Genomic DNA, 22129 nt, shown 5'->3' with positions numbered 1-22129 from the left:
TGCGACTCAGCTTAATCTTTTAGAAGGGTTGAAAAAATCGCAAAAAACCTGAGCCATACTATCTATGATCGATAGAATCTTAGATACATTCAAAAAAACTAGAAAAGTTTTGCACAAACTCTAGCGTTTTGATGCGCTCAACCTAGCTTGAGCAGGGAGCTTACCAACCGGACTCAGCCTGATTAATTATGACTAACTTCAACCCATCAGACGAGAAAGCTAAAAAGGAATCACCCATGCAGGGCACTCCTGCCGCTCGCCCCCAGGCTGATCCTGCTTTTCCACCTCCGCCGCCCCTGGCTCAACTGGCTGCTCCTCGCTCAAGACCCGATGGCACTCAGCTCATGATCGAGCAAATGGTCAGAGATGCCCATGCTCGCCAAGCGTCTGATATTCACATTCGCGTGGGTGAGCCGCCCCGTCTGCGAATTCGAGGTCAAATTGTCTGTTTGTCAGATCATGTCGCAGTGTCACCCGAACTATTTGAAAAATATCTGACTGAAATGCTGAGTGAGCAACAGAAAAAGCAGTTTGTTGAGAAAAAGGAGCTAGACACCGCCATCTACTATCCAGGCTTTTTGCGCTGTCGGGTAAACTGCTTTGAGACCTTGACGGGCGGCGCGATCGTGCTGCGTCTGATCCCGCTTGATGTGCCGTCGATCGATGGGTTGGGGTTGCCTCCGGTACTCAAGCATTTGGTCACCTATCCGCAGGGTTTGATCTTGGTAACGGGTCCTACTGGGTCGGGCAAATCTACTTCGATCGCAGCGATGATTCGAGAATTGAATGAGTCAGATAGTCGCCATATTGTGACGATCGAAGACCCGATTGAATATGTCCACGCTTCGGGCAAGTGTCTAATCAGTCAGCGAGAGGTGGGGCTACACACTCACGAATTTCATGAGGCGCTACGGGCAGTCTTGCGGGAAGATCCCGATGTGATTTTGATCGGGGAAATGCGCGATCGCATCACCGTCGATACAGCACTAAAAGCAGCTCAAACAGGGCACCTGGTTTTAGGAACGCTGCACACCAAGAGCGCGATCGGCACCGTTAATCGATTGCTCAATATCTACAATCCTGATGAGCAGCAGGCGATGCGGACTCAGATTTTAGAGTCTCTGATCTCGGTGGTGTCTCAGCAGTTGTTGCCGACCACCGACGGCAGACGCACCGCTGTTCACGAAGTTTTGCTTAACACTGCCGCGATGCAAGACTACTTGCTCAAAGGTCAAGAAACCGATGCCTTCCAGTTGATGGAGACTGACACGAATGAAGGAATGCAAGTGATGAACCAGGCACTTTGTGAACTGATTTTGTTGGGTAGAATTAGCCCAGATGACGCGGTGAAAGCGTCTCCTGATGCGGGAGATTTACGTCGCCGAGTTCGCAACGAGGGCTATGATCCCGGACGGTCTTCTAATCGTGAGTTTGATCCAACGGCGCGAGAATATAACCCTGTTTAACGTGAATTCGACGACTTCGTTACTAGTCCGTCGCGCCCCCTAAATCCCCCAATTCTGGGGGACTTTGACTCAGAGATTTTGGCTTGAAGTCCCCCAATTTTGGGGGATTTGGGGGGCTCTCCCGAATTCACGCTCGTGACGAACCGCTTCTATCGAGCTGACATCAGTTTAGATTAGCGAAATATTCGAGCAATAAAAAAGGGCGTACTTGACACGCCCCTTTTTATTAGGGATTTACACAATCCCTATTTCTACTTCTTCGCGAGTTTTTTCGCCTTAGCCACCTTGCGGAGGCGGATTGACTTAGGCGTGACCTCTAGCAACTCGTCTCCACCGATGTACTCTAGCGCTCTTTCGAGGCTCATGTCGATCGGTTCTTTCAACTGCACTAGTTCTTCACCGCCCGAAGCCCGATGATTGGTCAACTGCTTCGCTTTGCAGACGTTTAACTCTAAGTCCTGTTGACGATTGTGCTCGCCAAGAACCATGCCCCGGTAGACTTTAACACCGGGTCTGATAAAGAAGACTCCGCGATCTTCGGCGTTTTGCATCGCGTAGAACGTGGCAACGCCTTCTTCAAAGGAGATCAGCACCCCATTGCGTCGCATCTCAATCTCGCCGCTAATCGGACGGTAATCTAGGAAGCTGTGATTCATGATGCCTGCACCGCGAGTCATTCGCATAAACTCACCCCGGAAGCCAATCAGACCCCGTGCCGGAATCACAAACTCTAGCTGGGTACGAGCCGAGGTGCCGACCTGCATATCTTGCATTTCGCCCTTGCGCTGACCCAACCGCTCAATGCAGCCGCCAACTGCTTCTTCAGGCACGTCTAAAACAAGGGTTTCAAACGGCTCACAGGGCTGACCGCTGACTTCGCGATAGATGACTTGAGGCTGAGAAACTTGAAACTCATAGCCTTCACGACGCATGGTTTCGATCAAAATGCCGAGGTGCAGTTCGCCCCGGCCCGAAACCGCCAGTTTGTCAGGAGAGTCGGTTTCTTCGATGCGGAGAGCGACGTTGGTTTCTAGCTCCCGGAAGAGCCGATCGCGCAACTGTCTTGATGTGACGAAATCACCTTCTTGACCTGCAAACGGCGAATCGTTGACTGAGAAATTCATCCGTAAGGTCGGTTCGTCAACTTTGATTAGCGGCAACGCCTGGGGATCGTTCGGGTCGGTAATCGTTTCGCCGATGTTGGCATTTGCGAATCCGGCAACCGCGACGAGGTTTCCAGCGGTTGCTTCTTCGATGTCAATGCGCTTCAGCCCTTCAAAACCCATTAGTTTCGAGATTTTAGATTTGACGATCGCGCCTGTTTCGGTGACGATCGCGGCTTGCTGACCGACGCGAATCGTGCCGTTATGAATCTTGCCGATCACGATTCGACCGAGATAATCAGAGTAGTCTAAAGTCGTGACTTGCAGTTGCAGTGGCTTTGACGCATCGCCGACCGGAGGCGGAACGTGGCGCAGAATCGCATTAAAGAGCGCCTGCATATCGGATGCCTCTTCTTCGAGGGTTTCCTTAGCAAACCCTGCCATGCCAGAACCAAACAGATAAGGGAACTCGCACTGATCATCGTCAGCACCCAGTTCTAAAAAGAGATCTAATACTTTATCAACGGCAACGTGAGGGTTAGCGCGAACCCGATCAATTTTGTTGATGAATACGATCGGGCGCAGCCCTTTCTCTAGTGCTTTCTTCAGCACAAAGCGCGTCTGCGGCATCGGGCCTTCGTTGGCATCGACGATCAGCAGACACCCATCCACCATGCCTAACACGCGCTCAACTTCGCCCCCAAAGTCAGCGTGCCCCGGTGTATCGACAATATTGATCAGCGTCTCTTTGTAGTGAACCGCCGTATTTTTAGACAGAATAGTAATGCCGCGTTCTCGTTCAAGATCGTTCGAGTCCATCACGCAATCTGGAACCGTTTCTCCTTCTCGGAACGTCCCAGATTGTTTGAGCAGTGCATCCACGAGCGTTGTTTTGCCGTGGTCAACGTGGGCAATGATAGCAACGTTGCGAATCGGGAGAGTCATAGAAGTTCCAGTGAAAAGGGTTAGAAATTTTGCGTTAGGAGGCTTCGATCGCCATCACGGTTTGGCATCATGCGTCGAAAATAGTAAAGAAGCCTTAATAATTCTATCTTAGCGGTTACATAAATAAATGACTTGAAGGCGCAATATTAAGTCGCAGTAACCAGGGTGAGAATGCGCTGGGCGATCGCAGGGGCAACCGGAATCACCGAAAGGCGATTGCCTGGTTTGACGACTAGTAGCTCATCGGGTGAGAACTGCGATCGTAACGTATCCAAGGAAACTAAATGAGGCAATTCTTCGACAAATTCAACACAGACCGTCTGCCATCGGGGTGACTCTTTTGTAGACTTGACATCGTAATAGTTGCTAGTGGAATCAAATTGCGTTGGGTCAGCGATGCCTGATTCAACGATTCTCATCACGCCAGTAATGCCCAGAGGAGCGGCGTTTGAGTGATAAAAAAAGGCTAGATCACCTGGCTGCATTGACCGCAGAAAATTTCGCGCCTGATAGTTTCGCACCCCATCCCAAATCGTTTGACGATCGCGTCTCAGATCAGCGATCCCATAGACATCAGGTTCAGATTTCATCAACCAGTAATTCATGGCAAAAACTTTCTGCTAAGGCGACTTAGCAGTCTAGCCGAAGACGCACCCAGAAAACGGGGTTTATCAGAGGAAAACGCCTTTTTAAATCACAACCTGCTATAAAGGTTTCGGAGAGGAGTGAACACAAGCATGAACCTACGTAAAGACGCATTAGAGATTCTTAAAGAGACGAGTCGGACGTTTTATATTCCCATCAGTCGGTTGCCATCAGGTCTACAAGAAGCAGTTGCGTCTGCTTATCTGTGTATGCGAGCGATCGACGAAATCGAAGATGACCCGGATCTAGAGAATTCCATCAAAGCCAAGATTTTGAGAGAAATTAGTCTGATTTTGCAGTCAGGCGTAATTGGGTTTAAAGATGGTGATTTTGACTCAGCGTTTGGCGAATATGCCGAGCAGCTACCCGAAGTCTCGCTGAGAATTGGCGAATGGGCAACGCTTGCCCCTGCCGATATTGCGCCCCGCATCTGGGAATCGACCGCAGCGATGTCAGACCGCATGGCGCATTGGGCAGACTGCAACTGGACGGTTCAGACCGAGACAGATCTCGATCGCTATACCTTCAGTGTGGCGGGTTCTGTCGGTCTGCTGCTTTCAGATCTGTGGGGCTGGTATGACGGCACTCAGACCGATCGCACTGAAGCGATCGGATTTGGTCGCGGCTTGCAAGCGGTTAACATTCTCCGCAATCACGGCGAAGATCTGACTCGTGGCGTTGATTTCTATCCCTCTGGCTGGACAAGTGACGATCTGCAAAACTACGCTCGTCGCAACATTCAGTTAGCCGATGCTTATACGGCTTCGTTGCCCTTGGGAAGCCCTGCTTCTGATTTTTGTCAGATTATTCTGACGCTGGGTCATGCCACGTTAGATGCGATGCTGCACGGATCTGAGAAGCTCAGTCGCAGTCAAGTGATCGATCTTGTTCAACAGGTGACGAGTTAGAGAGTTTGCCCAGGGGAAGGGCATGTAATCCTTCTCCTGCACTTGGTCTGTGGTTCCCGAACTACAAACACAGGTGAACCATGTGGATTTTGAGGGTTCCCGAACTCTCCCACTTCTATAAGCTCTTGCTGATCTGTTGTTCAATCGCCGCCTGAATCTTTTGATCAAAATCAGGATCATCTATGGTTGTAATCACAACTTTTGAGCGTTGATTACGACGATCTAAGTAAGCTTGCAGTGCGGCTTTATCGTTACGATGTTCTAAAAAATACTGCTTTAACTGCTGATCGGTCATTGCTGCATAATCAATTTGGCTCATTGACTACCTGCCCGTCTGGAGTGACTTCAAATTCGATTCCTTCATGATGACCTGACAGAACAAAGAGATTCTGAGTCCGTCGATCGATACAAACGAGATGAATTGGCTGAAACATGATGTAGGTTAGTCGGTAGCTGATTCGATACAGGCTTCTCAATTGTGCGTTGGTTGGCATTCATCACTTCCTCCAAGGCTCATCTTTCGTACCTCTTTTCGGCAATACCCATCTAAAGAGGTGTGAACACCGACCTTCTAAAATTGTTCACGTCTATACAATAGCGATATACAAGATAAAACTCTAAGGTCAGAGGGGGACACGATGCAGCCAACCAACCCCAATCAATTTACAGAAAAAGCCTGGGAAGCAATCGTTCGCACCCCAGAAATCGCAAAGCAATATCAGCAGCAGCAGATCGAAAGCGAACACTTGATGCGCGCTCTGCTAGAGCAAGATGGACTAGCCACCAGTGTCTTCAACAAGCTAGGAATCAATGTGCAGCGGTTGCGCGATCGCACCGACGAATTTATCAGTAGTAAGCCAAAAATTTCTGGCAGCGGTGGATCAGTCTATCTTGGTCGCAGCTTAGACACGCTGTTCGATCGAGCCGAAGACTACCGCAAACAGTTTGAGGATGAATTCATTTCGATCGAGCATATGCTGCTGGGATATGCGAAGGACGATCGGTTTGGAAAAGGGCTATTTGCAGAATTTAAGCTTGACGAAACTAAACTCAGAACCGCGATCGAACAGATACGAGGGAGTCAAAAGGTGACGGATCAAAACCCGGAAGGTAAGTACGAAGCACTCGAAAAATATGGACGAGATCTCACAGAGTATGCTCGTCAAGGCAAACTAGATCCCGTCATTGGGCGCGATGATGAGATTCGGCGCACGATTCAAATTCTCTCGCGCCGGACGAAGAATAACCCGGTGCTGATTGGTGAACCTGGCGTGGGCAAAACCGCGATCGCCGAAGGATTGGCACAGCGAATCATCAATCGAGATGTACCAGAATCTTTGCTCGATCGCAAACTGATTGCCCTCGATATGGGTTCTCTGATTGCTGGCGCGAAATATCGGGGCGAATTTGAGGAGCGCTTAAAGGCAGTTCTCAAAGAAGTCACAGAATCTCAAGGCACCATTATCTTATTCATTGACGAAATTCATACTGTGGTGGGCGCAGGTGCAACTCAAGGCGCAATGGATGCCGGAAACCTGCTCAAGCCCATGCTGGCGCGGGGTGAACTGCGATGTGTGGGGGCAACGACGCTCGATGAATATCGTAAGTACATCGAAAAAGATGCGGCGCTAGAGCGGCGATTCCAACAAGTCTATGTTGATCAGCCTAGCGTCGAAGAGACGATCTCGATTCTTCGGGGTCTAAGAGATCGTTACGAACTGCACCACGGAGTCAGAATCGCTGACAGTGCTTTAGTGGCAGCCGCCGTGCTTTCGACTCGCTACATCAGCGATCGCTTCCTCCCCGATAAAGCGATCGATCTCGTAGACGAAGCCGCTGCCAAGCTGAAAATGGAAAACACGTCAAAGCCAGACGAGCTAGACGAAATCGATCGCAAAGTCTTGCAGATGGAGATGGAGCAACTTTCTCTCAAAAAAGAGACTGACCCGGCTTCTCTCGATCGATTAGAGCGCCTCGATCGCGAACTGGCAGACCTTAAAGAAGAGCAAAGCCGCTTAAATGCTCAGTGGCAAGCTGAAAAGGGCGGTAGAGATCAGATCAAGGAGTTGAAAGAAGAGATCGAGCAGGTCAATCTCGAAATTCAGCAAGCAGAACGCGATTATGACCTCAACAAAGCGGCTGAATTGAAGTATGGCACGCTCACAGATCTGAATCGCCGACTTCAAGAAGCAGAAGCCCAAACCGCTCAAACTCAAAAGAGTGGCTCATCTCTGCTGCGCGAAGAAGTCACCGAAGCTGACATTGCCGAGATCATCTCGAAGTGGACGGGCATCCCGCTCAGTAAGCTGGTGGAATCGGAAATGCAAAAGCTGCTGCAATTAGAAGATGAGTTGCATCAGCGAGTGGTGGGTCAAGACGAAGCGGTGACGGCAGTGGCAGATGCGATTCAGCGATCGCGCGCCGGGCTTGCCGACCCCAACCGACCCACCGCGAGTTTCATCTTCTTAGGCCCGACGGGCGTAGGTAAAACCGAACTCGCAAAAGCCCTTGCTGCCTATCTCTTCGACACCGAAGAATCGATGGTGCGAATCGATATGTCTGAGTATATGGAGAAACACTCTGTGTCTCGTTTAATCGGTGCGCCTCCGGGATATGTGGGCTACGAAGAAGGCGGACAGTTAACCGAAGCAGTGCGTCGTCGTCCTTTCTCAGTGATTTTGTTTGACGAGATCGAGAAAGCGCATCCTGATGTGTTTAACGTCATGCTGCAAATTTTGGATGATGGTCGCGTCACCGATTCGCAGGGTCGCAAGGTGGACTTTAAAAACACCATCATCATCATGACCAGCAATATCGGGTCGCAATATATTTTGGATCTGGCTGGTGATGATACGCAATATGAAGAGATGCGATCGCGCGTCATGGATGCGATGCGATCGAGCTTCCGTCCTGAGTTTCTCAACCGCATCGACGAAATCATCATCTTCCACAGTCTCAACAAGTCTGAGTTGCGTGAGATTGTTAAACTGCAAGTGCAACGGCTGGAGAAAAGACTGGCAGACCGGAAGATGTCGCTCAAACTTTCTGATTCGGCGCTAGATTTCTTAGCGGAGGTGGGCTTTGATCCCGTGTTTGGGGCACGTCCGCTTAAGCGTGCCATTCAGCGCGAGTTAGAAACTCAGATCGCCAAGTCAATTCTGCGAAGCGAGTTTAGCGAGGGCGACACGATCTTCGTGGATGTTGGGGAAACGGAGCGGTTAGAGTTTCGACGCTTGCCGTCCGAAGTGCTAACAACTCAGTAATGTATGGTTGAGGGTGGGCAAAGTCCTGCCCTCTTTTTGTTGATGATCAACCCTGGCTGCTTTAACTGTCTTCATGCCGCAAACCCTGTCTCCCGACGAATTTTTCGACGCTTCTGGAATTATCTTAGATGCCCGCAGTCCGGCTGAATATGCACATGGACACATCCCCGGAGCGACTAGTTTTCCACTATTCAGCGACGACGAACGGGCACAAGTTGGAACTTGTTATAAGCAGCAAGGTAAGGAAGTCGCGATCGAGCTTGGCTTAACGCTCGTCGGCCCAAAACTCACCCAATTGGTGCAGACGGCTAAAAAACTGGCTGACGAGCGTCGAGTTCGACTCCACTGCTGGCGCGGCGGAATGCGAAGCAGCAGTCTAGCGTGGCTGCTCGAAACGGCGGGGCTGGAAGTCTTTTTGCTAGAAGGGGGCTATAAAGCGTTTCGGCGTTGGGCGCGATCGACCTTAGCAACGCCGCAAGCGATCGTCACTCTCGGCGGCATGACGGGCACCGGAAAAACGATTCTGTTGAATGCTTTAGCGGATCGAGGAGAGCAAATTCTCGACTTAGAGCATCTGGCAAATCATCGCGGCAGCAGTTATGGAAGTCTGGGGCTACCTCCACAGCCGACCAATGAGCACTATGAAAATCTACTTGCGATGCAGTGGGTGACGCTCGATCGCGATCGCCCCGTGTGGATCGAAGCCGAAAGCCATCGCGTCGGATTGTGTCGTGTGCCGGATGAGATTTTTTTGCGAATGGTTGAGTCGCCTGTCGTGCAGGTTGAGCGCTCGCGCTCTGAGCGCATCGGCATTTTGCTAGAAGTCTACGGTTCGGCTGACCCTGAAGAACTAATTGCCGCAACTGAGCGAATTAGTAGAAAGCTGGGCGGACAAAATGCACAAGCGGCGATCGCTCATATTCGTCAAGGTGACTTAGCGCCTGCAATTGATCTCGTTTTGAACTATTACGATAAAAGCTATTTATTTGATTTGAAAAAGCGAGAGGTTTCTATTTATCCAGTCGATGTTTCTGGGATTTCTATTGCCGAAAGTGTCGATCGACTGATTGAAAAGTCTAGAGAGATTTTTGTCGGAAATCAATCTCAATTTGCACAAGAATTAGTGATAAACCGGAGGTGACTATGGAGTTATCAATTGAACGCGATCGCTTACGAATTGATCTCAATCCCTGGGAAAGAATCTTAGCATTTTTCTTTAATCAAACGCTCGAAATTCCTCTCAATCATATTCGTCAAGCAACAATTTCAAAGCCCGAAACTGATTGGAAAGATGTCCGATTACCAGGCACTTTTCTTCCGGGTGTGATTAAGGCGGGTACTTATTATACGAGTCACGGGCGCGAGTTTTGGTATGCCACACATGACGAAAACTATTTGACGCTTGAACTAGATGATGAGTTTTATAAGAAAATTGTTTTGACGATCGAACAGAATCAAATTTGGCGCGATCGGATTAATCAAGAGAAGGGAGCGATCGCCCCATTCGATCAATAGTTGTACTGCTCAGGTTATGAGTTATACCGATTTTTGAGCTTTTTTGTATGAACGTAGTAGCTGAATGATTTTCTAAATGCCCAGCAAAAAGACACAACAGCAGTTAATTGCAGAGTTTCATCAAGCTCATGGGGATTACTACGATTACTCATCGGTAGAATATGTCAACTCGCCTTTAAAAATAAGGGTAATATGCCCTATTCATGGTGAGTTTGAAATTTCTCCTGGACATCATAAAAATGGAGTTGGATGTCGTAAGTGCTATTTTGAATCTCAAAAAATATTGAAGGAGGAGTTGGTCCACCGATCGCAGAAGCACTTCGGAAATCGATATGACTATTCACTTTTTATCGAGCTTCCTAAAAGCGGCGAACAAGTAAGCATTTTGTGTAGAGAGCATAACATAATCTTTTTGCAAGAACCTAGAAATCATATAGGTGGACATACGGGATGTCCCGAATGCTTATCGATTACGTTAGCTGGCTCTCAGCAGGAAAGAGGTGAAGTTAAATCAAAAGAAGATTTGAATAATTTGTTTGTTGAACGAGCTAGAAATGTTCATGGCAATAAATATGACTACAGTCAATTTAAGTATCTAACTGTAGACAAAAAAGGAAGAATATTCTGTCCAAAACATGGGGAGTTTTGGCAAACTCCAAGCAACCACTTGAGAGGTACTAATTGTCCAAGTTGTTCCCGTGATAGTCAACGCGAAACTACTTTCAAGAATAAATGTAAGGAATTAGGTGTGAATTATTGGAGATCTCTTAAAAGGCGTGAAGCCGGATTATCTGAAGAAAAGATATTTGATAAAGAATATGTTCGCGGTTCACGAAAAGTTGGCGAGATCATAGTATTTGGAGTTAAGTATCCCAATCTTAAGGAAGCAATAAGGTGTTTAAATCCACTAGCTAGCAGGCGCACCATAGCTCGGTGGATCAGAGCGGGCATACCACCTGAAGAAGCTTTTGATCGTATTCCTAACCCAGGCTATGCTGAAGGTATTATCTATTTAGTTACACATAAGAAATCCGGTAAACAATATGTTGGATTGACGATTCAGACTCTAGAGCGTCGATGGAAATATCATGTTGAACAAGCTTTCGCTGGATATATCAAGGGAAATGAATCATTACATTACGCGCTCCGAGAAAATGGTTCAGATGCTTTTGAAATACGACAAATAGACCGAGGTACTTCCAAAAAAGACTTGGAAAAGAAAGAAAGGGAGTGGATTAAAAAGCTTGGAACCTTGATTCCTAATGGGTATAATATTTCTACTGGTGGCGTAAGCGGTGGCTCAAACAAAAAAGTTACTTGTATTGACGATATCCGCTTTGAAAGTGTAGAAAAAGCAGCGATATATCTTTCTGAGACTCGGAATATAAGTCTCTCTGCGGCAAAGAAGAGAATAAGTCAGTGTCGGGTGAACGTTAAGACAATTGCAAAACCCGGTGAGAGCCTAACTAAAACAAAGGCTTACAAAGCATGGAGTAGGATTATCCATGGCGCACTCAACCCTAAGTCTAAAGAATATATTCCTAGATTAGAAATTTATGATTCATGGCGCGACTTCAAACAATTCTTACGAGATGTTGGAAATCCCCCCGAAGAGAGCATGGCGTTCTCTAGGATAGATAAGGATGAAGGATTCTTTCCAGATAATTGTGCTTGGCTGACCAAGAGTGAGTCGAGTATCATAAATGCTGAGTATATGAAGAAAAAAGGTAAGCTAGGAAGAAAAAACGCTCTGCGAGTATAGGAAGCTGCGGATTTGAGCGGTCACTGTGCCTAGCAATTGGTCAGAGTGGGTGAGTAAAGTCTTAGCGCTTCGTATCAGTGCTATTTGTCGTCGCTCAACTGTGCCTAAACATTGGTCAGAGTGGGTGAGTAAAGTCTTAGCGCTTCGTATCAGTGCTATTTGTCGTCGCTCAACTGTGCCTAAACAACCAATCGGATCATGACTCAACAAACCTGGAATCCAGAAAGTTATGCCAAGAACGCGCGTTTCGTCTCTGACCTTGGCGAACCGCTGCTCGATTTACTGCAATTGGTTCCTGGCGAGAGAATTCTTGATCTCGGATGTGGAGACGGAGCGCTGACAGAAAAACTGGTTGCCGCAGGTGGGCTTGTCCTGGGAGTGGATGCCAGCGCTGAACAAGTGCAGGCGACCCGTCAGCGCGGACTCGAAGCTGAAGTCTGCACTGCTGAAAATCTTCCCTTCGTTGAGGAGTTCGATGCGGTCTTTAGCAATGCCGTTCTGCATTGGGTTAAAGATCAACCAACAGCGATCGCTAAAGTCTATCGATCGCTCAAACCAAACGGTCGATTTGTTGCTGAAATGGGTGGGTTTGGCAATGTGGCAACGATCCGCAACGCACTTCACACAGCCCTTCAAAATCGCAGCATCAACCCGCAAGAATACGATCCCTGGTTTTTCCCAACAGCAGATGAGTATCGCGTTCTTTTAGAAGATCAGGGCTTTGAAGTGGATTCGATCGTCCTCTTTTCTCGTCCAACGCCGCTTCCGGGTGATATCTCTGGGTGGCTCGAAACCTTTGCCCAACCATTTCTTTGTGCGCTTCCTCCAGACAATTGGGAGGCTTGTGTTGAGGAAGTTCGCGATCGCCTGCGTCCGACTCTTTTCCAAGAAGGTCAAGGATGGATTGCTGATTACACTCGGTCGAGATTTCGGGCTATTCGACGCGCTGCTTAACCGCTTGAATTTCGAGTTCTAGAAACCCAGTTTGGGGATCGGACGATCGTAAAAAGATCAAATCTTCACTGGCTCCGATCACAATTTCAGCAGTGGTGTAGACAATGCTGTCGTTGTCGAGGTGCCCGCCGATCGTGTTCCCGACTGAATCGGCGATCGTAATATGCAAGTGCAGCCCATTCACTGATAAGGTGCCATTGAGCGAGAGAATTTCAAATTTTCCTGGCAAAATCTGACTCTTTGGTTGGTCAGCAAATCGAATTGCGGCTTGTTTAAGACTGCCGATCGCCGACAAAACAAACCCCGCCTGAATATTATTTGAAAGCGCAAACTCTTTCAAACTTTGGCGCAAATCTTGATCGGGCTTCAGTCGCAAAGCAAAGACTTTCATGAGGACGATCGCTCTGATCACTTTCCACAAATGACTCGCCGCATCTGCTTAAGATTAGTTGGCAAATCAAATTGAATGGCTTGCTCAATCAACACTCCCGGAATCGGAATCGTCGGAGTCGCCTGAACCGAGTAAGTGAGAATCGTGCCATCTCCACACGCTTGTAACTGCAAGTCAGCGCTGAAATCGCGAAAACTTCCCGACTCAAGATAGAACTGAATGCGCTGATGTTGAGTTTCTAAAACTTTAAGATGAATCTCAACCTGCGCCGTCAGAAACAAGAACGCTTTGCTGGCTTTTTGATAAATGCGTTTAACCTGCCGCTTCAGCACTGTACTAGAGCCACTGATTCCGTTATGCACGACTTCGCTACGGGTGATGTCAGGAAAAAACAGCGTCCAGCGAGGATAATCGGTCAACTGCTGCCAGACTTGGGCAGGAGAGACAGGGAGGTACATTTGGGCAGTAACGGCTCCTCCCCAAGCGGTGTAAGAGCGAGTTTTGAGTAGAATTTCACCGTTTAGCAACGAGTCGCGTTGAGCAGCACGAATCTCTGGAATGGTGAACGAAATTTCGGTAGATTCCTGAAGTAGGTTGGGTTTTGTCGATGCAGTCATCATGGTCTAGCACTCCTCAAGCAAGGTCAACGGGGCGATTTAGGCAATTTTATAAGTGCGGCAGAGTAGACGACAAAAATTGTAACGAGTCGTCGATCGCGCTCCTACCAACGTTAAGTTATCAATATAATTGATGCCTTGCCATAAAAATCTGCTGTTTTCTGATGAAGATTCAGAGAAATTTGCTAAAGGTGAGGAGACAAGAAACACAAGCATTATTGCGTGAAAAACTATGAGCAAGTCATCTAACTCAAGGGTTGTTGTCTTTTTGGGAGTCATTGGGCTAACGGCTCTGGTTTGGCTTCTGAGAGGAGTAGGGCTACTCACCTTTATCCCTGGATTTGTTTTGTGGACATTAATTTTGTTAACCCTCGTGCTAGCGATCGTCAATGGACTCATTGAGACGAGATAAACATTAAATCACTCCCAATTTAGAGTTACGCTCTCAACTCAAACTAGGGACTTCTGAGTCCAAAGTAGAGCTTATTGGTTAATCTTTGGTGACTTCAAACCCGCCCTCAGATGGATTGTTCTAAATTCAGCAATCGCGATAATAACAGCACTAAGTTAGCAACTTCTATCTAGTTATTAAAACCCTGTATTTTCAGATTAATGTACTATGAATTCTGAAACCCAAACCCGTGGACAGCTAGAACGTACTCTTTCTCAGCGCATTCAAGCCCTCTATCGCACTCAGCTTGGGCAGCAGCCAAGTCGAGTTCAGTGTCAAATTTTTGATGGTAAAGTTGTTATTGTTTTAGAAGATTCTATTACTAAAACTGAGCAAGTTTTGGTTGCAAGTGGTCAAGAAGATTTGGCAGAACAAGTGCGAGACGATCTCGACAAAGCTTTCAATCCTCAACTGACAGAGTTGATTCGAGAAGTGATTGGAATTGAAGTCGTTGATGTTTTAACGGATGCCACCCTTAAAACCGGGCGGATGGGTACGATCGCGGTTTTAGCCGATACGCCCCAGTTTCGTGAGCCTCAAGCGACTCGCAAACTTAGGAGTGATGCAAGTGCAGAAGATACAGAATAATTACTAGTTCAAGATCGTCAGGAGCGTCGTTATGGGAATCGCCACTACAAATCCAGCTAATGGAGACGTTTTGAAAACGTTTGAACCGTTGAGCGATCGCGATCTTGAAGCCAAGCTCGATCTCGCGCAGCAAACGTTTCTTAACTATCGAACGGTGCCAATGCAGCAAAAAGCGAGTTGGCTGAATCGGGCGGCTGAGATTTTAGAAGCAGAGCGCGATCGCTTTGGCAAAACCATGACGCTAGAAATGGGAAAGCCGCTCAAAGCTGCGATCGCCGAGGTCGAAAAATGTGCGTCGGTCTGTCGTTATTATGCTGAAAATGCCCCTCAGCTTTTAGCCGATGTTTCTGTTCAAACCGATGCGAGTCATAGTTTTATTCGCTATCAGCCGCTCGGAATCATTTTGGCAGTCATGCCGTGGAACTTTCCACTTTGGCAGGTGTTTCGATTTGCGGCTCCAGCGCTGATGGCAGGAAATGTTGGCTTGCTTAAACACGCCTCAAATGTGCCCCAGTCTGCTCTCGCGATCGAAGAGATTCTGCATCGGGCTGGCTTCCCAACGGGGACGTTTCAAACGCTGTTGATCGGAGCCGACCAAGTAGCGGCGATCGTGGCAGACGATCGAGTAAAAGCCGCAACTCTGACAGGCAGCGAACCTGCGGGCATCAGTTTAGCTTCGACGGCAGGAAAGCACCTTAAAAAAGTCGTTTTAGAACTGGGTGGCAGCGATCCGTTTATTGTCATGCCTAGTGCAGATTTGGAGACAGCTATCTCAACGGCAGTGACCGCGCGGATGATTAATAATGGACAGTCTTGCATTGCTGCCAAACGGTTTATTCTGGCAGACGCGATCGCTGATGAATTTATCGATCGCTTGGTCGAAAAATATCGTGCGCTAAAAATTGGCGACCCTCTCTTGCCAGACACCGATATTGGGCCGCTCGCCACCCCTGGAATTCTTAAAGATTTAGATCAGCAAGTCAAAATGAGCGTTCAGCAAGGCGCAAAAGTCTTGATCGGCGGTGAACCTTTATCCGATCGTCCAGGTAACTTTTATCCGCCAACAATTTTGAGTGAGATTCCGGCTGGCTGTCTAGCAGAACACGAAGAATTCTTTGGGCCTGTGGCGCTACTGTTTCGAGTTCCTGACATAGATGCCGCGATTCGACGCGCTAATGATTCCCCGTTTGGCTTGGGTGCGAGTGCTTGGACGACCAATCAACAAGAGCGCGATCGCTTCATTGAAGAAATCGAAGCGGGGTCAGTTTTTATCAACGGCATGGTCAAATCTGACGTGCGGTTGCCGTTTGGCGGCATCAAGCGATCGGGCTATGGGCGCGAACTAGGCAAAGAAGGAATTCATGAGTTTGTCAACATCAAAACAATTTGGGAAAAATAGGACGGTGCAAAATGAATAATTTTGAATCTACACCTATTTTCTATCGCCTCAAATGCAGAAAATCGGCGGCTTTTACTCGATCGATTCTGATTCTTCAGCGCTAAACCAGAGTAGCCGAACTGCCATGATTGCAAACCCTGCGGCGGCGATCGCTTTGGCATATTGAGCAGGCAATATTTGAGCGGTGCCTTCACCCACAATCACACCCAAAAAGCTTGCCAAAATTAGGGCAGCGATCGTGCCTAAAAAAACCGCTCTCGGAAATTTAGCGTTTGCGCCACTCAGGGCGATCGCGGCAAGCTGGCTTTTATCTCCCAACTCTGCCAAAAAAACGGTAATAAAACTCAACCCTAAAAGATGCCAATCCATCGCTGTGACTCCTGACTACATTCGTGCAACATCCCAAACCAGCAGGGCTGAAATAACGAGTAAGAGCATTCCTGTGGCGCGCTCAAGGGTTTTGAGTGAAAGACGGGTAGACAGCCAGCGACCGACTAATACACCGACCAAACTTGTTGCGACTAAAGCAGATGCCGCACCCGCAAACACCACCCAGGGATTTTGAGATTGAGCGCTCATCAGCAGCGTTGCGACTTGAGTTTTGTCTCCCAGTTCTGCCAAGAAGATCGTGACGAAAGTGGAGCCAAACACTTTCCAAAAGTCCCAGGTTGGGGCTTGGGCAGCGCTCAACGGAGTTTCGATCTCAAGCACCATAGACTGATCAGAGAAGTCAGACTCGATTAATGAAGAGTCAGGCAGACCGGATACAGAAAGTTCGGGTAGTGGCATGAAGGGACACTGCTTTTCACATTTCTTTCATTATCTTAGACTTTGCTGCGATTGGCAATGTTTTTTAGATGCCAACCGCTTGATCGAAGCGCAGCATTTCTAAACTGCGATCGCCATAAACCCCTTCGATCTGCTCACGGCAGCAGTCGATCGCAAAATCATTAAGTTCTGCTGGCTCAACCCCAAACATTTCTTCAAAAGTTTTGGTTTCCACCCGGCAAAAGCGTGGGCGCTTCTCATAAATGCGGCACTCTCGGCTGTCTTGGTCAAAATTTACACACCAGCCATCGTCGCCAACCATGCTGAGGTAAAGCTCAAGTTCTGCGGCAGAGAGGTAGTCTTCTAAATCGGGGCGATCGGTTGGGTCGAGGTGACAGCAAGCACCACACTGTTTTACACAAAGCCAGGTTGCCATAGGTTTTAGAGAGGGAAAAAATCTTGATCTCAGAGTAAACTACTCCCCGTCGCTTACGCTGAACGGGGAGCTTTTAGTAGCCCTGAAGCGTGACTGTTCAAAGAACAAGCAAGCTCCGAACCTCTAGGCTGGTTTACAGACAGCCCCAAAATCTTGATCATCCTTGACCCATTCAAATCAGCATCCCCAGACCACTCGCAATGACCACACTGAAAGCGCTTACCACTACGATAAGACTTGCCTTTAACGGGGTGAATGTGCAGGCATTGGTGACAGGTTTGACTGGTATAAGCCGGATTCACCGCGACCATCTCCACGCCTGCCTGAATTGCTTTGTAAGCAATGAACAGGCGCAACTGATAGAACGCCCAACTATTAGAACGTCTGCGCTCAGTCTTGTTGCGCCGCAGTTCGTTGGTGCGTTCTCGAATGCCTGTCAAATCCTCTACCGCAATCACCGCTTCAAGCGCTTTGGCTTGCTGCACAATTGCTTTGCTGATTCGATGGTTCAACCATTGCTGATAGCGTCGCTCTCTGCCCGACAGCCGTTGCAAGATCTGTCTCGCCCGACGGCGAGTAGACCTTGTGCCTTTCGAGGCTTTTGCTTGCAGCGATGCTCTGACTTTGGAGAATTTATCTCGAACTTGCTGGATGTCCTGACCGTCCCACTTTTCTCCTTCAGACGTAACGGCAATGTCTCTGCGTCCAAAGTCAACGCCAATCACATTGCGCGATTGAATTGGCTCTGGCGCTTCATCCTTGAGTTGAATGTGCAGATAGAACTTGCCGTCACGATGCTTGCACAGTTGAGCCGAGGTTGGCTTGCAGCCCTTGAGCTTCCCTCTCTGATAGTTGCCAGCATTCAGTCTGACTCGTTCTCTGCCCTGGACGGTGGCGAGGCTGACTTCCCAATCCTTCTCCCTGAAGGTGAACAAGTCTTTGTCACAGTCCATGCTGGTTGGTGCAAACTTTTTAACTGGCTTGCCTTTAAGCTTTGCCGTTTTGCGATTTGCACCGACACGAGCGCACGCCCTGACTGCCATGTTTGCCACCAAGTCGAACTCGGCTTTGATGGTCTGGTAGGTCAGGGCTTGCAGTGCAATCTTGTTGGTGATTTTAGGATCGGTATTGTCGTTGACATAGTTGCAAGCATTCGCAAACGCCTGGAGCGAAGCATCCATTTTAGACACTTGCTCAGGGGTAGGTTGAAGCTTTACAACGATTGTCAGGACTTGTTTCATGAGTACAATAATACCACTTGTGGGAGGCAAAGACAATTGGCAAATTCCGTTTCACTGCATTTGCCCCGCTATCCCCCTACGACCTCAGCGAAGCGGGTCGTAGGGGGATAGCGGTTTTTGGTGGCGCTGAAGCCGATCAAGAATATGAGAGACTGAACAAGCGCGAATGATCCACTTTAACAAAACATAATGGTTAGCTGACGCAGTTTAAGTCTTTTATAGTTTTGTAAAGTTCTTTAAGAAAGGTGCGATCGTACCGATAAGATATTAGCGGTTGCGGTTTCGGTTCAGACGTTATCAGGCTTGTTGGGAGGGGAAATGGAGTTTCTAAGCAATATCAATTTTGAGGCGATTGCTCAGTTGTCAATGCTTGCAGCGATCGTGATTGCAGGGCCCGCTGTGATTTTCTTGCTCGCTTTGCGGAACGGCAATCTTTAAAAGTTTCCTAAAGGTGGTTTAGGTCAGTAGCCGTAGCTGAGGGTATTCAGCTAGCTTGACAAAGTTTTATAAAGTTTAAGAGAGAGTAGCTCCACAGCCCGATCGTCACGATCGGGCTTTTTCATGTGAATTACTCGCCCACTCCTAAGACTTGCATCGCTGCTTTGATCAAGTGATAGAACTGCGGTTGAGAAACGTCTACCTCTTTCGTCGTCTGCGGAGTCTTCCCTAAAGTCCCCGTTTTTTGCCCTTTTTGAATGGCTAGAACCTCGCCTTTAAAGTTGCGAATTCTGAGTTCTTTGATGCCGTCTCGCTCTAAAATCACGCAGGTGTAATTGCGCTGACTGTGAGAAAATTCAACGCCAGAATTTGCCGACTGAGAAGGCAGCCTGACTCCAATGATTTCTAGCTGAACCGAAATATCTCCATTCCACTCGTTGGTTCTAACTCGGTAGGCAATATCCAAATGCTTGGGTAAGGGATAATATTCGCCCCAACGCCACGCGATCGCTTGCAGTTTTTGACCTGCTGCAAATTCATCGGCTGCCAAATCTTCTTGACACACCATTAATTTGAGGTGTCCTTTGCCAATCATTTTTTGGTCACTAATCCGCACATTCGGAGTCCAAAATACGGGGTCGGGGTTCTCCATGCCGCAGGGGTGAAGGGCATCAATTTGAGCATAGAAGCTTAAGTCAATTTGATTGAGATTTGCCTGAGTGTCAACGGTGACGAGCGGCTTGAGGTGTTCTGGTTTTAAGGATTGATGGGCAAAGGTGCGGAGGCGCGATCGAATCGCATCCAATTGACTCGCCTCAAACGAAAACCCGCCTGCTGCTTTGTGCCCCCCACATTTGAGCATCAGATCTTTACAGAATTCCAGCGCCTCGAAGACATTAAACTCTGGAATGCTGCGAGCTGATCCTCGAATGTGTTGTTGAGCCTCGTCTTCGTAAGTACCGATAAACACAGGAACGCCATAGCGCTCGACTAACCGAGATGCCACGATGCCAATCACGCCATGATGCCAGCCCGGTTGCACGAGCAGCAGCACCCGATCGTCCTTTGCATCTAGTGAGCCTTGTTCGTAAGCTTCGATCGCTTCTCGCTCAATCTGTTCGCAGAGTTGCTGACGCTGTTTGTTAATCTGCTCACACTTCATCGCCTGTTCTAAAGCGACCCCATCATCGTCAGTAATCAGCAGTTCGATCACAATTTGGGGATCTGCTAAACGACCCACTGCATTGATGCGTGGTCCTAAGCGAAAGCCGATCGCTTCTGGCTTCAGATTTTTCTCACCGCTCAATCCTGCGACTTGAATGAGCGCCTGAACGCCTGATAGTTTGGACTTCGGCAACAGTTGTAAGCCCCGTTTCACCCAGCGACGATTTACGCCCAGAAGTGGTGCGAGATCGGCGATCGTGCCCAGCGTAAAGAGTTCTAATAAAACATCTCGAAGTTCTCGCGTTTGGTCAAAACTCTGTGCCAGCGATAGCGCCAAAACATAAGCGACACCCACGCCCGCCATGCTGCGATAAGGCGACGTTTCGGCAATCAGCTTGGGGTTGAGAATCGCGTTGGCATCGGGCAAAATAGGCGGCAAATCGTGGTGATCGGTGATGATCACAGCTAACCCTAACTCTCTTGCTCTGGCGATCGGCTTGTGCGCCATAATGCCGTTATCGACGGTGAGAATGAGTGAAACTCCTTCTTCATGGAAGTCTTCAACGATCCGTTCGTTAATGCCATATCCCTCACTCATCCGGCTGGGGATTGCATAATCGACTCGCGCACCCAAAGACCGCAACGCTCTCAGCAGCAGAGCCGTGCTAGTCATACCGTCTGCGTCATAGTCTCCACAAATCGCGATGCGCTGGCGTTGATTGATGGCGTTGATCAGCAACTCTAAGCTGATGGGCAGATCTGGAAAGTCTTCTAAGGGTGACGGTAAATCTTGAGAGTCGGGATCTAAGTAAACCTTGATCTGTTCGGGTGTCTGGATTTTTCGATTGAGCAACACCTGAGTTAACAAGGGAGACAAGCTCGTTGTTTGAGCAAGCTGCTCCGCTCGTTCTGCCTGACTGGGAAAAATATTCCAACGTTGGTCAGGAATTGCAGCACGGGGAGACAGACTCGATCGAGAAACAGGTAGCTCTAACACAGGCGATCGATCCAAAAAGACTCAGCCCATCTTACCGACATAAAAGCGCAAATCATAAAACTTTCTCTTGACTCTTTAAAAAACATCGACTCGGCCATCGTTGCGGATGTAGACCGAGCGATCGCCCGGAGGATATTTGCGCTCTGATTTGAGTTCGATTCGTAATGTGTTGGGGTTGGGCTTAGAAAGCGACGATTTCATTGCCAATGCTGTGACATCCCAAAACACGACCGAGAAATTAGGATCGGTGCTGCCGCCGCGCTCAAATTCGATTTGCTGACCTGGTGCGACTGAGATCGGGTTCGTGCCCAACACCTTTTCGACTTCAACTCGATTTTCGGTGCGGTTGACAACTTGCACGACGATGCGCTGACCTGGCGTAAATTGAAGAACTGGGGCAGGACAATTATTTTTGCAGGTTCGGGCGTTGAGGCTGGCGATTGGGCTGACCAGCAGAAAAGTTGTTGTCAGCGCGATCGTCCAAAATTTAGAAGTCATGGCACCTATTCCAAGTAGAGTTTACGATTCAGAATCAGCGATCAATTCTCGACCAGTAAATCAAAAAATGCGTCGTCTAACTCATAGCCCAACATTTGTGTCATCGCTTTGAGGCGCGATCGACTCTCAATGCCCTGCTGCTTGAGCCAATTCATCAGCACAAACGTCTTACTCATCACAAAAATTTCTAGCGCCTCTGGGTTGTACTGAATTCCCTCTTTGGGGTGGAACTGATGCGGCACCAGCATTGCTGTATATCGTCCCAGTTCTCCAGCTTTCCAATCAACTAAAAACGGCAGCCAGGGATACAGCGCATCCAAGCGGATAAACCACAAACGCACCTCTGGAATCTCAGATAGCTCTCTGGGGTCATCGGGTTCGAGCGGGTAATCGATCGTAAACTGAAGCTGCTGCTCATAAGCAAGAATCTCCAACAGCAGGGGATTGATTGCCGCGATCGCTGGAGACAGGTCTAACCTATTAATCTGATCGGCGTGAAGGGTGATCGAGATAGACATAAAGATGATGAGTCATGAAGTTCACACTTCAATAGTCTCACTGATCTCAGCAGACAGACTCA

The 22129-nt window shown here is 48.4% G+C and carries 24 protein-coding genes; 11 read left to right on the top strand and 13 right to left on the bottom strand.

Annotation, left to right across the window (positions count from 1 at the left end; all coding sequences use genetic code 11):
- The first annotated feature begins 188 nt into the window (after positions 1–188).
- Positions 189–1466, top strand: coding sequence for a type IV pilus twitching motility protein PilT (locus BRW63_RS11690; protein WP_083582865.1), 1278 nt, complete (start codon positions 189–191; stop codon positions 1464–1466).
- Positions 1467–1717: 251 nt separating this feature from the next.
- On the opposite strand, the gene typA is transcribed toward BRW63_RS11690, so the two are convergent.
- Together typA and BRW63_RS11680 are read right to left on the bottom strand one after the other, a co-directional pair.
- On the bottom strand, positions 1718–3514 hold the full coding sequence (gene typA / locus BRW63_RS11685; protein WP_073071310.1) for a translational GTPase TypA: 1797 nt from the start codon (positions 3512–3514) through the stop codon (positions 1718–1720).
- 146 nt (positions 3515–3660) lie between these two features.
- A complete protein-coding gene (locus tag BRW63_RS11680) occupies positions 3661–4119 on the bottom strand; it encodes an EVE domain-containing protein (RefSeq protein WP_073071309.1) in 459 nt (152 codons plus the stop codon).
- Positions 4120–4251: 132 nt separating this feature from the next.
- Here BRW63_RS11680 and BRW63_RS11675 point away from each other — a divergent pair, with 132 nt between their 5' ends.
- Positions 4252–5067, top strand: coding sequence for a squalene/phytoene synthase family protein (locus BRW63_RS11675; RefSeq protein WP_073071307.1), 816 nt, complete (start codon positions 4252–4254; stop codon positions 5065–5067).
- Between the two features lie 115 nt (positions 5068–5182).
- Here BRW63_RS11675 and BRW63_RS11670 read toward each other — a convergent pair whose 3' ends face one another.
- Complete coding sequence (locus BRW63_RS11670; RefSeq protein ID WP_073071305.1) at positions 5183–5386, bottom strand: DUF6887 family protein; 204 nt, start codon at positions 5384–5386, stop codon at positions 5183–5185.
- Positions 5373–5561: a DUF6888 family protein gene (locus BRW63_RS11665; protein ID WP_073071304.1), complete on the bottom strand. Its 189-nt coding sequence runs from the start codon at positions 5559–5561 to the stop codon at positions 5373–5375. The genes BRW63_RS11670 and BRW63_RS11665 overlap by 14 nt, the downstream gene beginning before the upstream one ends.
- 144 nt (positions 5562–5705) lie before the next feature.
- On the opposite strand from BRW63_RS11665, the gene clpB reads away from it, so the two are divergent.
- The 5 genes from clpB to BRW63_RS11640 all read left to right on the top strand — a co-directional run bounded on the left by clpB (position 5706) and on the right by BRW63_RS11640 (position 12561).
- Positions 5706–8330, top strand: a complete 2625-nt coding sequence (gene clpB / locus BRW63_RS11660; protein ID WP_073071302.1) for an ATP-dependent chaperone ClpB — start codon at positions 5706–5708, stop codon at positions 8328–8330.
- A gap of 73 nt (positions 8331–8403) precedes the next feature.
- Complete coding sequence (gene mnmH / locus BRW63_RS11655) at positions 8404–9471, top strand: tRNA 2-selenouridine(34) synthase MnmH (RefSeq protein ID WP_073071300.1); 1068 nt, start codon at positions 8404–8406, stop codon at positions 9469–9471.
- A gap of 2 nt (positions 9472–9473) precedes the next feature.
- Positions 9474–9845, top strand: coding sequence for a hypothetical protein (locus BRW63_RS11650; RefSeq protein ID WP_073071299.1), 372 nt, complete (start codon positions 9474–9476; stop codon positions 9843–9845).
- Positions 9846–9921: 76 nt separating this feature from the next.
- Complete coding sequence (locus BRW63_RS11645) at positions 9922–11607, top strand: GIY-YIG nuclease family protein (protein ID WP_073071297.1); 1686 nt, start codon at positions 9922–9924, stop codon at positions 11605–11607.
- Positions 11608–11805: 198 nt separating this feature from the next.
- Positions 11806–12561, top strand: a complete 756-nt coding sequence (locus BRW63_RS11640; RefSeq protein WP_073071295.1) for a class I SAM-dependent methyltransferase — start codon at positions 11806–11808, stop codon at positions 12559–12561.
- Here the strand turns inward: BRW63_RS11640 and BRW63_RS11635 are convergent.
- Positions 12542–12952: a PPC domain-containing DNA-binding protein gene (locus tag BRW63_RS11635; protein ID WP_073071293.1), complete on the bottom strand. Its 411-nt coding sequence runs from the start codon at positions 12950–12952 to the stop codon at positions 12542–12544. The genes BRW63_RS11640 and BRW63_RS11635 overlap by 20 nt on opposite strands.
- Before the next feature lie 17 nt (positions 12953–12969).
- The gene (locus tag BRW63_RS11630; protein ID WP_073071292.1) at positions 12970–13572 is read right to left on the bottom strand and encodes an SRPBCC family protein; all 603 of its coding nucleotides are present in this window, start codon (positions 13570–13572) and stop codon (positions 12970–12972) included.
- Between the two features lie 229 nt (positions 13573–13801).
- Between BRW63_RS11630 and BRW63_RS11625 the strand changes: the two genes are divergently transcribed.
- From BRW63_RS11625 to BRW63_RS11615, 3 genes are all read left to right on the top strand, one after another.
- On the top strand, positions 13802–13981 hold the full coding sequence (locus BRW63_RS11625) for a hypothetical protein (protein WP_073071290.1): 180 nt from the start codon (positions 13802–13804) through the stop codon (positions 13979–13981).
- 207 nt (positions 13982–14188) lie between these two features.
- On the top strand, positions 14189–14608 hold the full coding sequence (locus tag BRW63_RS11620) for a DUF2294 domain-containing protein (RefSeq protein ID WP_073071288.1): 420 nt from the start codon (positions 14189–14191) through the stop codon (positions 14606–14608).
- A 31-nt stretch (positions 14609–14639) separates the two neighbouring features.
- Positions 14640–16007, top strand: coding sequence for an NAD-dependent succinate-semialdehyde dehydrogenase (locus tag BRW63_RS11615; protein WP_073071286.1), 1368 nt, complete (start codon positions 14640–14642; stop codon positions 16005–16007).
- Between the two features lie 72 nt (positions 16008–16079).
- On the opposite strand, the gene BRW63_RS11610 is transcribed toward BRW63_RS11615, so the two are convergent.
- The 4 genes from BRW63_RS11610 to BRW63_RS11595 form a co-directional block, all read right to left on the bottom strand.
- On the bottom strand, positions 16080–16376 hold the full coding sequence (locus BRW63_RS11610) for a TMEM165/GDT1 family protein (protein ID WP_073071284.1): 297 nt from the start codon (positions 16374–16376) through the stop codon (positions 16080–16082).
- Between the two features lie 15 nt (positions 16377–16391).
- Positions 16392–16796: a TMEM165/GDT1 family protein gene (locus BRW63_RS11605; RefSeq protein ID WP_244913197.1), complete on the bottom strand. Its 405-nt coding sequence runs from the start codon at positions 16794–16796 to the stop codon at positions 16392–16394.
- 64 nt (positions 16797–16860) lie between these two features.
- Positions 16861–17211: a YkgJ family cysteine cluster protein gene (locus BRW63_RS11600; RefSeq protein ID WP_073071281.1), complete on the bottom strand. Its 351-nt coding sequence runs from the start codon at positions 17209–17211 to the stop codon at positions 16861–16863.
- 53 nt (positions 17212–17264) lie between these two features.
- Positions 17265–18452, bottom strand: coding sequence for an RNA-guided endonuclease InsQ/TnpB family protein (locus tag BRW63_RS11595; protein WP_073071279.1), 1188 nt, complete (start codon positions 18450–18452; stop codon positions 17265–17267).
- A 318-nt stretch (positions 18453–18770) separates the two neighbouring features.
- Here BRW63_RS11595 and psb30 point away from each other — a divergent pair, with 318 nt between their 5' ends.
- On the top strand, positions 18771–18890 hold the full coding sequence (psb30, locus tag BRW63_RS11590) for a photosystem II reaction center protein Ycf12/Psb30 (protein ID WP_073071278.1): 120 nt from the start codon (positions 18771–18773) through the stop codon (positions 18888–18890).
- A 130-nt stretch (positions 18891–19020) separates the two neighbouring features.
- On the opposite strand, the gene recJ is transcribed toward psb30, so the two are convergent.
- Genes recJ through BRW63_RS11575 form a run of 3 tightly spaced genes read right to left on the bottom strand, consistent with a single transcriptional unit; the run spans position 19021 to position 22067 of the window.
- Positions 19021–21066 carry a single-stranded-DNA-specific exonuclease RecJ gene (gene recJ / locus BRW63_RS11585; protein ID WP_223257363.1) on the bottom strand — a complete coding sequence of 682 codons (2046 nt, stop codon included), beginning with the start codon at positions 21064–21066 and terminating at the stop codon, positions 19021–19023.
- Between the two features lie 60 nt (positions 21067–21126).
- Positions 21127–21549, bottom strand: coding sequence for a hypothetical protein (locus BRW63_RS11580; protein WP_073071276.1), 423 nt, complete (start codon positions 21547–21549; stop codon positions 21127–21129).
- Positions 21550–21590: 41 nt separating this feature from the next.
- Positions 21591–22067: a CRR6 family NdhI maturation factor gene (locus BRW63_RS11575; protein WP_073071274.1), complete on the bottom strand. Its 477-nt coding sequence runs from the start codon at positions 22065–22067 to the stop codon at positions 21591–21593.
- Between the last annotated feature and the right edge of the window lie 62 nt (positions 22068–22129).

The organism is Phormidesmis priestleyi ULC007 (assembly GCF_001895925.1).
GTDB lineage: Bacteria > Cyanobacteriota > Cyanobacteriia > Leptolyngbyales > Leptolyngbyaceae > Phormidesmis_A > Phormidesmis_A priestleyi_A.
This window is presented reverse-complemented; position numbering and strand designations above follow the sequence as displayed.

Coding starts and splice junctions, on each gene's coding strand:
- BRW63_RS11690 (WP_083582865.1), top strand. CDS start 189: ATGACTAACTTCAACCCATCAGACGAGAAAGCTAAAAAGGAATCACCC.
- typA (WP_073071310.1), bottom strand. CDS start 3,514: ATGACTCTCCCGATTCGCAACGTTGCTATCATTGCCCACGTTGACCAC.
- BRW63_RS11680 (WP_073071309.1), bottom strand. CDS start 4,119: ATGAATTACTGGTTGATGAAATCTGAACCTGATGTCTATGGGATCGCT.
- BRW63_RS11675 (WP_073071307.1), top strand. CDS start 4,252: ATGAACCTACGTAAAGACGCATTAGAGATTCTTAAAGAGACGAGTCGG.
- BRW63_RS11670 (WP_073071305.1), bottom strand. CDS start 5,386: ATGAGCCAAATTGATTATGCAGCAATGACCGATCAGCAGTTAAAGCAG.
- BRW63_RS11665 (WP_073071304.1), bottom strand. CDS start 5,561: ATGCCAACCAACGCACAATTGAGAAGCCTGTATCGAATCAGCTACCGA.
- clpB (WP_073071302.1), top strand. CDS start 5,706: ATGCAGCCAACCAACCCCAATCAATTTACAGAAAAAGCCTGGGAAGCA.
- mnmH (WP_073071300.1), top strand. CDS start 8,404: ATGCCGCAAACCCTGTCTCCCGACGAATTTTTCGACGCTTCTGGAATT.
- BRW63_RS11650 (WP_073071299.1), top strand. CDS start 9,474: ATGGAGTTATCAATTGAACGCGATCGCTTACGAATTGATCTCAATCCC.
- BRW63_RS11645 (WP_073071297.1), top strand. CDS start 9,922: ATGCCCAGCAAAAAGACACAACAGCAGTTAATTGCAGAGTTTCATCAA.
- BRW63_RS11640 (WP_073071295.1), top strand. CDS start 11,806: ATGACTCAACAAACCTGGAATCCAGAAAGTTATGCCAAGAACGCGCGT.
- BRW63_RS11635 (WP_073071293.1), bottom strand. CDS start 12,952: ATGAAAGTCTTTGCTTTGCGACTGAAGCCCGATCAAGATTTGCGCCAA.
- BRW63_RS11630 (WP_073071292.1), bottom strand. CDS start 13,572: ATGATGACTGCATCGACAAAACCCAACCTACTTCAGGAATCTACCGAA.
- BRW63_RS11625 (WP_073071290.1), top strand. CDS start 13,802: ATGAGCAAGTCATCTAACTCAAGGGTTGTTGTCTTTTTGGGAGTCATT.
- BRW63_RS11620 (WP_073071288.1), top strand. CDS start 14,189: ATGAATTCTGAAACCCAAACCCGTGGACAGCTAGAACGTACTCTTTCT.
- BRW63_RS11615 (WP_073071286.1), top strand. CDS start 14,640: ATGGGAATCGCCACTACAAATCCAGCTAATGGAGACGTTTTGAAAACG.
- BRW63_RS11610 (WP_073071284.1), bottom strand. CDS start 16,376: ATGGATTGGCATCTTTTAGGGTTGAGTTTTATTACCGTTTTTTTGGCA.
- BRW63_RS11605 (WP_244913197.1), bottom strand. CDS start 16,796: ATGCCACTACCCGAACTTTCTGTATCCGGTCTGCCTGACTCTTCATTA.
- BRW63_RS11600 (WP_073071281.1), bottom strand. CDS start 17,211: ATGGCAACCTGGCTTTGTGTAAAACAGTGTGGTGCTTGCTGTCACCTC.
- BRW63_RS11595 (WP_073071279.1), bottom strand. CDS start 18,452: ATGAAACAAGTCCTGACAATCGTTGTAAAGCTTCAACCTACCCCTGAG.
- psb30 (WP_073071278.1), top strand. CDS start 18,771: ATGGAGTTTCTAAGCAATATCAATTTTGAGGCGATTGCTCAGTTGTCA.
- BRW63_RS11580 (WP_073071276.1), bottom strand. CDS start 21,549: ATGACTTCTAAATTTTGGACGATCGCGCTGACAACAACTTTTCTGCTG.
- BRW63_RS11575 (WP_073071274.1), bottom strand. CDS start 22,067: ATGTCTATCTCGATCACCCTTCACGCCGATCAGATTAATAGGTTAGAC.